The following is a 10,295-nucleotide window of genomic DNA, read 5'->3' on the forward strand; positions in this document are numbered from 1 at the left end:
ACGCGGGGTGGAGCAGCCCGGTAGCTCGTCAGGCTCATAACCTGAAGGTCGTAGGTTCAAATCCTACCCCCGCAACCATCTCTATTTGCAACGCCTCCAAAGCTACAGCTTCGGGGGCGTTTTTGATTCCATCACACGCAGATAGCTCCAGCAGAAAGAAACTCGACGCGGATATCTCTTCCATCGAGGACGAAATGCTGAGGCCGGCAGCACAATGCGCGAGGAGGCAGTGAAGTCGGGTATGCGCTCCTGGACTCTAGCAGTTACCAATGACCTTCAGGCCATGGGACGCGCGCTTCAACGGGAATTCTCGCGCCCGCGATAGCGCTGCTTTGATCCATGCACTTCGCCTTCCCGAATTGAGCGATTTCGGTCCGACCGGAATCTAACTGTACTACTCTCGGGATTTCCCGCCCCGACCGCAGGCGGTGATCTACAGTAGCTCCATCCCTAACTGCTGGGTGGTGCTGCCCTTTTTTCGTCAGTGCACTTACGGAAAGGATATCGATCGTTGCTTTCTGAGTGTCGACTCCGAGTACCGTCTGGCGCATCCATGCCTGGTTTCTGGATCGGAGCATCGATATGATAACGCGGTTTGTCGCTTTGGCCCTGCTTGCGGACACCGGAACCCATTCGCCAGAGCCGAGATCCGTTCCGCACGATGCGGATGGCATTTTCCAGGAAGCGGTCACGCATTGGGGAAATTCTTCCTCGAATGCCGCTGTCGTTACGATCGTCGATGAAGGCGCGAGGATGGAGCGCTCGATATGCGTCCAGTCGGGCGATCTGGGCCGCGCGGTGGCTGCCGAGCACGACTTGAAATGGTGGCCGGGGCATATGGACCACGTCACCGACCGCATGCGGAAGCAGGACAACCGTCGCTTCAACAGCGACGCGGCGCTGCAAATCCTCGGAAAAGAGCGCAATTACCCCGAGCGGGAACCCGGAGCTCTGCGCGCTGGTAAAGAACGATATCTATGCGTTCCGAGGGGAATGGCCGCCGATGCTGCATGTCGGTAAGCTGCATCCACAATAAGCGTCGGGCATAAGAAAAGGCGGCCTTTCGGCCGCCTCTTCCCTCCTCTCCAAACCGTTGTGGCCGGGCTGTCTTGGTGCAGCTCCTTGCCGATCTGGAACTCTATCAGCCGCCGGTGGCGCCGTTTTCGGCTGCCGCCATGCGATCGCCCTGCATGTAGGGGATCGGGTTCACGGCCTGGCCGTCAACGCGGACTTCATAATGGAGGTGCGGGCCGGTCGAGTTACCGGTGGTGCCGACGAAGCCGATCACGTCGCCCTTGTGGACCATCTGGCCTTCGGCAACGTTGAGGCGCGACATGTGGCCGTAGCGGGTTTCGAGGTCTCCGCCGTGCTCAAGCGAAACGTAGAGGCCGTAGCCGCCGAACCAGGCAGCCTTGCCGACGACGCCGTCTGCGGTGGCATAGATCGGGGTGCCGATCGGGGCGCCGAGGTCGATGCCCTTGTGGGCGCGGCGGCCGCCGAGAATGGGGTGGTTGCGCATGCCGAAGCTGCTGGTCAGCTTGAGACCTTCAAGCGGAGTACGCGAAGGGATCGAGACCGCGCTAAGCTTTGCTGCGCCGGGAATGGAGGGCTTGGCCTTGGCGGAAGCGAGGCCGGTTTCCTCGAAGTTCTGCCAGGAGCTGAAGAGATTGCGGAACTGCTCGTCTTCTCCGCCGGCTGCCTGGTTGCCGGACTGGGCCGAACGAAGCGGGGCGGAAATGTCGGCAGCGGCAGCGCTGCTGTTGGCCATCGCCGGGTGAGCGGCGACAAGAGATCCTGCTACGGCGACGGCACCGGTCACTGCGCGGAACTTGGCGAAGAATTTCGTTACGACCACTCGCAATACCTTGTTATCCGCCGCGAACCCTGAGGCCACGACGCTTGTATCTATGACGAACACGCACGAAGGCGCGCCGCGCAAACCCTTTTCTGGAGATGGTCGGAACCCCCCGCCGTCTCTGCTTGCGAGTTATCCCGAAGGATCGTTAACAGGCAATACTGCCGTAGAGATCCCGCGATAAACCGGCAGCGAGACGCGCCGAGTCGTTGAACGGCGGCTTAACAGCCCCGCCAAAGTGGCGGGAAACCAGGGCTTTCCAGAGGGTGTCATGGTCCTGGTTCAACCGTTTGGCGACGTCGGCGAAATGATTTGCGCCGAAACGAACATGCCGGATTTCATCGTCAAGGATTCGCTGGAGGATGGTTGCACCGCGTTCGTCGCCGTTGGCCCTGACGCGTTGGAGCGTAGCCGGAGTGACGTCCAGGCCGCGTGCTTCCAGCACCATCGGCACCACCGCAAGACGCGCGCCGACATCGCCGCGGGTCTTGTGGGCCGCTTCCCACAACCCGTCATGGGCGGGCAAGGCGCCATAGCTGCTGCCAAGGCCGCGCAAGTGCCGGTCGATCAGTGCAAAATGCATGGCCTCGTCCGCCGCGACGGCCAGGAAATCGCTGACGAAAGCCTCACCCATCTCGCCCCCGAAGCGTCCCGCCATGTCGAGGGCAAGATCGATAGCGACGAACTCGATATGGGCCAAAGCGTGCCAGAGGGCGATTCGCCCTTTTTCGGAGCCCCCCTTGCCGCGTTTGGGCATGCGGTTCGGCGGCAGCAGTTCCGGAGCATCGGGTCTACCCGGACTTTCGGGCATGGCGACGTCGAATGCGAAGGACAGCCTGCCCAGCCGCCAGTCCCGCGCCACCTTGCGCGTCCCCATCACCTTGGCGCGGGGATCGCATTCGAGCAGCACTTCGCGGATCGCGGCGGCGACCGAAACGGCTTCGGGAAAACGGGTCATCAGAGGGCCTTCGCGGCCTCCAGCACCTGCTGGGCGTGGTCCTTGACCTTCACCTTGTCCCACACGCGGGCAATCTTGCCGTCCGGTCCGATCAGGTAGGTGGTGCGGACCATGCCCATGTAGGTGCGGCCGTAATTCTGCTTTTCGGTCCAGATGCCGAGCGCGTCGGAGAGGCCGTTTTCCTCGGCATCGGTGGCGAGCGGTGCCTTGAGATCGTGCTTGGCGATGAAGTTCTGGTGCTTTTTGGCGGAATCCTTGCTGACGCCGAGCAGCGCGGTACCGGCGGCTTCGAACTGGTCCTTTAGGGCCGAGAAATCGATGTTCTCGGTGGTGCAGCCCGGGGTGCTGTCCTTGGGGTAGAAGAACACGACCAGCTTGCGGCCCGCGAAATCGGAAGGCTTCACGCTGCCGCCTTCGGGCGTTTCCAGGGCAATGTCGGGGAAGGTGTCGCCGGCAGCCGGACGGGTGGTCATCGGGTGATCTCCAAAGCTTCGTCGAAGGCCTGCGCCCAGGCCGCGGCGACTTGTGCGCGGGCCTGGTCGAGGGCGGTTTCGAGGTCTTGCCAGCGGCCATAGCCGCAAGCGCGCACGAGCGCCATGCAGGCGGCGTCCACGGGCTTCAACGAATCGGGCGCCAGCAGTCGGGCGGCGACGAGCAGGCGGGTGAGCACGTCATGCGCCGGTTCCAGGCTGGCCGGGAGCAACCCTTGCGCGGTCAATTGGCGCAGCGCTTCACCAAGGTCCGCGTCGAGACCGGTGCCGTTGCGGAGCTGGGTGAAGTGGACCAGGAATTCGAGATCCACCAGTCCACCGCGCATGAGCTTGACGTCGAGCGGCCCCTTGGGCGGCTTGTGCCCGGCCATGCGGGTGCGCATTTCCAGCACGTCCGTCCGCAGCTTGGCAGGATCGCGCGATGCGGTGAGGACGTCGCGGACGATCGTACCGAGCCGCTCGCGGGCTTCGCTGGAACCATAGAGCGCACGCGCGCGGCACAGGGCCATGTGCTCCCAGGTCCAGGCCTGTTCCTGCTGGTAGCGGGCGAAGCTTTCGAGGCTGGCGGCGGGCGGACCCTGTTCGCCCGAGGGACGCAGCCGGGTGTCCACCTCGTAGAGCGCGCCTTCGGCGGTCTGCACCGAAAGGGCGGCGGTCACGCGCTGGGACAGACGGTTATAGTAGAGCGTGGCGCCGAGCGGGCGCCGCCCGTCCGATTCGCCTGCGAAGTCGCCGGTGAAAAGATAGATGAGATCGAGGTCGGAGGCATGGGTGAGGACGCCGCCGCCCATGCGGCCGAGGCCCAGGACCACCAGTTCGCTATCCGGCACGCCGCCATGGACCTCACGAAATTCCGCCACGGCGGCATCGGTGAGCACGACGAGCGCGGCTTCGGCGATTCGGCCGAGGGCATGGCCGATGTCGAGCGGATCGTTGACGCCTTCGATCAGTTGCACCCCAAGGGCGAAGCGGCGGTCGCCGACCTTGCGACGCACGATGTTGAGCTTGCGCTCGTAATCGTCGCCCGGCTCGAAGTGTCCGAATTCCGTGACGAGGTCTGGCAGGGTTCCGGGCAGGTCGAAGGCGCTGGCGTCGATCAGCGGGTCGAGCAGGTCGGCGCGGCGGGCGAGGGCGTCGGCGAGCGGCGGGGCCAGGCTGAGGATGCGGGCGAGGCGCTCGATCAGCGCCGGGCGGGCTTCCAGCAGGCGGAACAGGTTGATCGCGGTGGGCAGGTTGTTGAGCAATTGCTCCCAGCGCGCCATTGCCCGCTCCGGTTCCGGGGCGGCGGCGAGGGCGGCGAGCAGGCCGGGGCGAATCGCCTCGAAGGCCAGCCGCGCCGCGTCGGAGCGCAAGGCGCGCATTCGGCCGGAAAGCCAGCCTTCGATGCGCGCGACCATGGCGTCCGGATCGGAAAAGCCCATGCGCATGAGTTCGTCGCGCAAGTCTTCCTGCGCCGGTGCCGGCACCGACACGGTGGTGCCAGTGGGCAGGTTGGCCATGACCAGCGCGTCATAGCGTTCGCCCACAGCGTCGGTGATCCGGGTAAGCTCGGTGATGAGGGCGCTGCCGTCCGGCAGTCCGTCGAGCCGCGCCACTTCGTCGAGCAGTTCCTCCTTCATCGGCAGGGAGTGGGTCTGCTGGTCCTGCATCATCTGCAATCGGTGCTCGACGGTGCGCAGGCGGTCGTAGCTCTCGCCCAGGAGCCGGGCGTCTTCGAGCGGAATCAGCCCCGCTTCGGCCAGGGCATCGAGCGTGGCGCGAGTGCCGCGCAGACGCAGCGCCGGGTTCCGGCCGCCGTGGATCAACTGGTGGGTCTGGGCGTAGAATTCGACCTCGCGAATGCCGCCGCGACCTTTCTTGAGATCGAACCCCAGGCCGACGGTGGTGCTGCCGCGCGTATTGGCGCGAATCTGCGCGGTGAGGCGGCCGATCTCGGCAATGGCGCCGAAGTCCAGGCTCTTGCGCCAGACGAACGAGCGGATCGCAGCCAGGAAGGCCTCGCCCGCCGGCACGTCTCCGGCGCAGGCGCGGGCGCGGATGAAGGCGGCGCGCTCCCAGGCGAGGGCGGAGGATTCGTAATGGGTGAGGGCGCCGTTGATCGAGATCGCCAGCGGGCTGACTTCCGATGCCGGGCGCAGCCGCAAGTCGGTGCGAAAGACGTAGCCCTCGTCGGTGACGCCCGCGAGGATTTCCACCACCGCGCGGGCGACGCGCTGGGCCGCTTCGCCCGGCTCGTCGCGATCGCGGCGGGGCAGCAGCAGGGGATCGAACAGCAGGATCGGGTCGATGTCCGAACTGTAGTTGAGTTCGCCCGCCCCGTGCTTGCCGAGCGCGAGGGCAAGGAAGCCGGCCGGCTCGGCATCGGGCACGCGGCGGCGGATGCCTTCGGCAATCGCTGCGTCCAGCGCGCGATCGGCCAGGGCGGAGAGCTCGCCGGTCACCTTGAGCAGCGGGAAGGCCCCGGCAAGGTCGCCGATCGCGAGGGCAAGGGCGAGGGCCTGCTTTTCGCGCCGCAGCGCCGCGCCGACGCCGGGCGCGCCTTCGCCCGCGTTGCGCGCCCAGTCCAGCGCAGCCTCGCCCTCGCCGGCGGCCAGCAGTTCGGTGAGGGCGGGAAGCCGGTCGAGCGCGCTGGAGAGATAGGGGGCGTGGGCGCGGGCGCGCGCTATCGCGCCTGTCCAGTCGGCTTTCGGTTCGGCATCCATCCCGGCTTCCTGCCTGCCCCCGCCGCCAAGGGCAAGCCCGTCTCCAAAGGGCAAGCCCGGCGCCAAGTGCAGGCATTTCCGGGTCATTGAGGCATTGCTCCCAGGGCGGCGGTCTTCTATCCGCTCGGCCGTTCACGCGGCGCCAAGCTCTGCGCCGCGGCTGAAGGAGGTTGCCCGTGACGTTCGCTCTTCCCCCCGAATGGCATCCGCAGGACTGGATCTGGATCGGGTTCCCGCACGATCCCGTGGAATGGCCGGGCTTTCTCGAAGCCGCGCAAGTGCAGATGGCCGAATTCGCCTCCGCCGTCGCCGAATCGGGGCAGGAAGTGCGCCTGGTCGTGCGCGACGAGGTCAACCGGGCACGGGCGGCTTCGCTCGTATCCTCGAAGGTTTCGCTGGAAGTGCGCCGCTATGGCGACGTCTGGCTGCGTGACACCGGGCCGCTGGTGGTGGCCGACGGCAATGGCGCGCTCAAGGCGATGCGCTTCGGCTTCAATGGCTGGGGCGGCAAGTACCTGATGGACGGCGACCAGGAGATCGGCGCCGAACTGGCCCGCGATGCCGGGCTGGAAGTCGAGACGGTCGACTGGATTCTGGAAGGCGGCGCGCTGGACGGCGACGGCACCGGGCTCGTCGCGACGACCGAGCAGTGCCTGCTCAACCCGAATCGCAATCCGCACCTGACGCGCGGCGATCTGGAAATGCGCTTGAAGCGAGACCTGGGCTATGACCGCGTGCTCTGGCTGGGCGACGGCCTCATCAACGATCACACCGATGGCCATGTCGACAATCTGGCGCGCTTCGTGGCGCCGAACGTGCTGGCCCTGCCGCGCGCGACCGGTCCGAACGATCCCAATGCCGCGATCTACGCCGATGCGAAGGCCCGCGCCGAAGCCATGGGCGTGACGGTGGCCGAAGTGCCTTCGCCGGGCCGCGTCGAATCGGAACAGGAATCCGGAACGCGGATCGAGCCGGCCAGCTACATGAACTTTGCGATCACCTCGAAGCTGGTGGTCGTGCCGATCTATGGCACCCCGCATGATGACGAGGGCGTCGCCGCGATCGCCGCGCTGTTCCCGGATCGCGACACGGTGGGCGTGATGGCGGATGCGGTGCTGGCGGGCGGCGGCTCGTTCCACTGCTCCAGCCAGCAGATGCCGTCGCGCTGATTCGCAGACTGGATGGGAGCGGGGCGCGAATCCGGGAAAATGGGTTCGCGCCTCCGTTGGACCAGGGGTTTTAACGGAATAGCAACGCGTCGGCGTGCATCGTCGCGCACATGGCTCGTATCGTCGCTCTCGCGCACAGCGCCCGGAACCTCAGGCAGGACGAACTCCTGCGTGCCCTTCTTGTGTGCAGTTGCGCACTGGCACTGATCCTGGCGAAGGGTTCCCTGCCGTTCTGAGCGCGCACGCGCGCCTAGTGTCACCGGCATTCCCGGGAATTTCCATTCCATTTCAAAATGTGCATGCGAGCGGGCCGTATCCCGTCGTCTTTGCTGCACTGCACATCGTGACCGCTGCGTTGCAGCAAAACATTGTCACAAACCATCGATGCAAACGAAATTATCCTTCCCCACCTTGTCCACTCGCGTGACTGGAAGGAGATTCACCATGCGCCAAGTTTCTGACGCCGAGCGGGCGCGCCTTCGCCAATCGCTTGTCGGCAATTTTCTGCTACTGCTTTTCGGCCTGGGCGTGCTGGGCTTCCTCGTGGCGATCGACAGGGCTGACTGGTTCACCCTGCGGCCGGTTTCGGGAACGTCCGTCGCGCTCTCCAAGGCCGCTACCGCTCACGGAGATACCCTTAAGCGATGATCGTCACGCCTTCGCTGCAACCCGTCCAGATCTTTCGTGAAATCTGGAAGCCGCTGACCCTGCTGTTCGTCTGGGACGTCATCGTTACCGTGACGTACTTCGTGCTGCCGTTCCATGCGCCGGAATTGCCGGTGACGCTGTTCGGTTCGGCACTGGCCCTGTTCCTGGGATTCCGGAGCAACTCGGCCTATCAGCGCTGGTGGGAAGGCCGCGGGCTGTGGGGGCTGATGATCAATGCCAGCCGCAACATCGCGCGTGCTGCCCGGAATTTCATGCCGGACCCGGAAGCGACCGAACTGAAGCGCCGCGTCGTCCTGCGCCAGATCGCCTACGTCAATGCGCTGCGCTGCCAACTCCGCCGGATCAAGCCCGACGCGGAAGTGCTGCGCATGCTGTCGCGCGGCGACGCGGACGCTTCGCTGGAACGCGTCAATGTGGCCAACGGCATCCTAGACGATACCGGCCGCCGCATCGACGAAGCGCGGCGCAATGGCTGGATCGACACCATCCAGCAGGCGCAGATGGAAGCCGTGCTGGTGGACATCGCCAATTCGCAGGGCGGCATGGAGCGGCTGAAGAACACGCCGCTGCCTTACCAGTATCGTTTCTTCCCGACCGTCTTCACGCACATGTTCTGCATCCTGCTGCCGATCGGCCTGGTGGAAACGCTGGGCGTGGCGACGCCGCTGGGCTCGACCCTGGCCGGGATCATGTTCCTTGCGGTGCTGGCCATCGGCGACGATCTGGTCGATCCGTTTGCCAATACGGTTCACGACCTGCCGCTGAACGCCATGTGCCGCACCATCGAGATCGATCTGTTGCAGTCCATCGGAGAAGAAGCGCCGCCGCCGATCACGGTCGACAAGCACGGCATCCTCTGGTGAGTTGACTGCCGGCCGTAGCCCATTTCGGTCGGTCGCATTTTCCGAGTCATCAGATGTCCCATCTGATCTGAAAATGCTCTAGGAGCGGTCCATGGCCAAAGCAGACCGTCTCGAACGCATGGACACGCGCCGTGCAGACCTCGAAATCGATTACCGAACCGCGCTGATCGAGGCGCTGCGCGTCACGGCGGCAGGCCAGTGGGGCCTGTTCGGCCACAACAAGGACAAGCACACCCGCGCCAAGGCCGCTCCGCTGGTGGACGGCCTTAACGAGCTTGCCGAAGAAATCGACGATCTGCGCTTGCAACTCGACATGGAGTGTTTCGCGCTCCACCAGGAATTCCTGGCCGCGCGCGGTCCGGCAAGGGCCGATGCGGTGGGTGAGCCGAAGCAGGCGCAGGCCTGGCTCGATCGGCTGACCGATCGATAATCGTCGTCCCGGACTTGATCCGGGACCGCTGGCAGGGAACCGCGACCTCTCGGGCAAGGAGCCATCGATGCGTCTATCCAAGGATCGTCAGACCACCCGCGCCAGCATTCGAATCGGCAAATGGGTCGAACTCGATGCCCGCACCGATTTCAGCCCGCCGGGACTGGTGGCTGTCGGCCTGCTCGTCTCGGGCATATTGCTGAGCACCAGCGTCCTTGTCGCAGCGACGGGCAGGGCCAAGGCGCGCCGGATCGAGGCACGCAATCGCAGCCTGCCCGGCTGAAGCGGCTGACCGGTTGATGATCGTCGTCCCGGACTTGATCCGGGACCGCTGGCGAGTCTTTAGGCCTCAGCCTTGCGGCAAGGCGGCCAGCCGAGAGCTGGGCTGTTCCCTGCCAGCGGTCCCGGATCAGGTCCGGGACGACGGGTTCGCGATCACTCCGGCGTCGCGAACCAGATGACGTGCTTGGGCCCCTTGCCATTGCTGCGCGAGGACACCTTCACTTCGTCCACCTTGAAGCCGGCGCGTTCCAGGCGGCGGGTAAAGGCGGGGTCGGCGCCTGCGGACCAGATCGCCAGAACGCCGTCTGGCGTCAGCGCATTGCGCGCGGCGCGCAGGCCGGTCTTGGAGTAGATCTGGTTGTTGTCCTCGCGCACGAGGCCATCGGGACCGTTGTCGACGTCGAGCAGGATCGCGTCGTAGGCCGCGCGCGAACCGTCGATGATGTGCGCCACGTCGCCCATGATCAGGTTGACGCGGGGATTGTCGAGGCAGCCTTGCGCCACTTCGGCCATCGGCCCGCGCGCCCATTCGATGATCTCGGGCACGAGTTCCACGACCGTCAGCTTCGAATCCTCCGGCAGCGTGCGGAGCGCCGCGCGCAGGGTGAAGCCCATGCCGTAGCCGCCGATCAGCATGTGCGGGCGCTTGGTCACGCCCTTGATGCGATCGTAAGCCATCGTCGCGAGAGCTTCCTCGCTGCCCCACTTGCGCGTGGACATCAGCTCGTTGTGCCCCAGCACGATCATGTAGTCCTGATCGTGCTTGTACAGTTCGAGCTTCTCCCCGTCGGGAATCCACGCGGTGTCGATCAGTTCGCGCTTGATCATGCCGGCATGTCCGCACGAAGGTCGGGCGCGGTGGCTTCGGCCTTGAGC

11 protein-coding genes and 1 tRNA gene are annotated in these 10,295 nt (G+C 65.3%); 7 read left to right on the forward strand and 5 right to left on the reverse strand.

Annotated features, from left to right (window positions below; translation table 11 throughout):
- The first annotated feature begins 1 nt into the window (after position 1).
- Together ACI3K3_RS24575 and ACI3K3_RS24580 are read left to right on the forward strand one after the other, a co-directional pair.
- Positions 2-78: transfer RNA gene (locus tag ACI3K3_RS24575), tRNA-Met, on the forward strand.
- A gap of 504 nt (positions 79-582) precedes the next feature.
- Positions 583-1,020, forward strand: a complete 438-nt coding sequence (locus ACI3K3_RS24580; RefSeq protein WP_404918562.1) for a hypothetical protein — start codon at positions 583-585, stop codon at positions 1,018-1,020.
- A gap of 121 nt (positions 1,021-1,141) precedes the next feature.
- Here the strand turns inward: ACI3K3_RS24580 and ACI3K3_RS24585 are convergent, their stop codons facing one another.
- From ACI3K3_RS24585 to ACI3K3_RS24600, 4 genes are all read right to left on the reverse strand, one after another.
- Positions 1,142-1,855, reverse strand: coding sequence for a M23 family metallopeptidase (locus ACI3K3_RS24585; protein WP_404918564.1), 714 nt, complete (start codon positions 1,853-1,855; stop codon positions 1,142-1,144).
- A 148-nt stretch (positions 1,856-2,003) separates the two neighbouring features.
- Positions 2,004-2,813, reverse strand: a complete 810-nt coding sequence (locus ACI3K3_RS24590) for a ferritin-like domain-containing protein (RefSeq protein WP_404918566.1) — start codon at positions 2,811-2,813, stop codon at positions 2,004-2,006.
- Positions 2,813-3,286: a peroxiredoxin gene (locus ACI3K3_RS24595; protein WP_404918568.1), complete on the reverse strand. Its 474-nt coding sequence runs from the start codon at positions 3,284-3,286 to the stop codon at positions 2,813-2,815. The genes ACI3K3_RS24590 and ACI3K3_RS24595 overlap by 1 nt, the downstream gene beginning before the upstream one ends.
- Positions 3,283-6,006: a bifunctional [glutamine synthetase] adenylyltransferase/[glutamine synthetase]-adenylyl-L-tyrosine phosphorylase gene (locus ACI3K3_RS24600; protein ID WP_404918580.1), complete on the reverse strand. Its 2,724-nt coding sequence runs from the start codon at positions 6,004-6,006 to the stop codon at positions 3,283-3,285. Before ACI3K3_RS24600 ends, ACI3K3_RS24595 begins: the two co-directional genes overlap by 4 nt.
- 176 nt (positions 6,007-6,182) lie before the next feature.
- Here ACI3K3_RS24600 and ACI3K3_RS24605 point away from each other — a divergent pair, with 176 nt between their 5' ends.
- From ACI3K3_RS24605 to ACI3K3_RS24625, 5 genes are all read left to right on the forward strand, one after another.
- Positions 6,183-7,175, forward strand: coding sequence for an agmatine deiminase family protein (locus tag ACI3K3_RS24605; protein WP_404918570.1), 993 nt, complete (start codon positions 6,183-6,185; stop codon positions 7,173-7,175).
- 444 nt (positions 7,176-7,619) lie between these two features.
- Positions 7,620-7,823 (forward strand): hypothetical protein, encoded by a 204-nt coding sequence (locus tag ACI3K3_RS24610; RefSeq protein ID WP_404918572.1) that lies wholly within the window; start codon positions 7,620-7,622, stop codon positions 7,821-7,823.
- A complete protein-coding gene (locus tag ACI3K3_RS24615; protein ID WP_404918574.1) occupies positions 7,820-8,707 on the forward strand; it encodes a bestrophin family protein in 888 nt (295 codons plus the stop codon). The genes ACI3K3_RS24610 and ACI3K3_RS24615 overlap by 4 nt, the downstream gene beginning before the upstream one ends.
- Positions 8,708-8,798: 91 nt before the next feature.
- On the forward strand, positions 8,799-9,137 hold the full coding sequence (locus ACI3K3_RS24620; protein ID WP_404918576.1) for a hypothetical protein: 339 nt from the start codon (positions 8,799-8,801) through the stop codon (positions 9,135-9,137).
- A 67-nt stretch (positions 9,138-9,204) separates the two neighbouring features.
- Positions 9,205-9,420 carry a hypothetical protein gene (locus tag ACI3K3_RS24625; RefSeq protein ID WP_404918578.1) on the forward strand — a complete coding sequence of 72 codons (216 nt, stop codon included), beginning with the start codon at positions 9,205-9,207 and terminating at the stop codon, positions 9,418-9,420.
- 152 nt (positions 9,421-9,572) lie between these two features.
- On the opposite strand, the gene ACI3K3_RS24630 is transcribed toward ACI3K3_RS24625, so the two are convergent.
- Positions 9,573-10,247, reverse strand: a complete 675-nt coding sequence (locus tag ACI3K3_RS24630; protein ID WP_404918582.1) for a spermidine synthase — start codon at positions 10,245-10,247, stop codon at positions 9,573-9,575.
- Positions 10,248-10,295: the final 48 nt, after the last annotated feature.

Source organism: Novosphingobium sp. ZW T3_23 (assembly GCF_044987305.1).
GTDB lineage: Bacteria > Pseudomonadota > Alphaproteobacteria > Sphingomonadales > Sphingomonadaceae > Novosphingobium.

Coding starts and splice junctions, on each gene's coding strand:
- ACI3K3_RS24580 (WP_404918562.1), top strand. CDS start 583: ATGATAACGCGGTTTGTCGCTTTGGCCCTGCTTGCGGACACCGGAACC.
- ACI3K3_RS24590 (WP_404918566.1), bottom strand. CDS start 2,813: ATGACCCGTTTTCCCGAAGCCGTTTCGGTCGCCGCCGCGATCCGCGAA.
- ACI3K3_RS24595 (WP_404918568.1), bottom strand. CDS start 3,286: ATGACCACCCGTCCGGCTGCCGGCGACACCTTCCCCGACATTGCCCTG.
- ACI3K3_RS24600 (WP_404918580.1), bottom strand. CDS start 6,006: ATGGATGCCGAACCGAAAGCCGACTGGACAGGCGCGATAGCGCGCGCC.
- ACI3K3_RS24610 (WP_404918572.1), top strand. CDS start 7,620: ATGCGCCAAGTTTCTGACGCCGAGCGGGCGCGCCTTCGCCAATCGCTT.
- ACI3K3_RS24615 (WP_404918574.1), top strand. CDS start 7,820: ATGATCGTCACGCCTTCGCTGCAACCCGTCCAGATCTTTCGTGAAATC.
- ACI3K3_RS24620 (WP_404918576.1), top strand. CDS start 8,799: ATGGCCAAAGCAGACCGTCTCGAACGCATGGACACGCGCCGTGCAGAC.
- ACI3K3_RS24625 (WP_404918578.1), top strand. CDS start 9,205: ATGCGTCTATCCAAGGATCGTCAGACCACCCGCGCCAGCATTCGAATC.
- ACI3K3_RS24630 (WP_404918582.1), bottom strand. CDS start 10,247: ATGATCAAGCGCGAACTGATCGACACCGCGTGGATTCCCGACGGGGAG.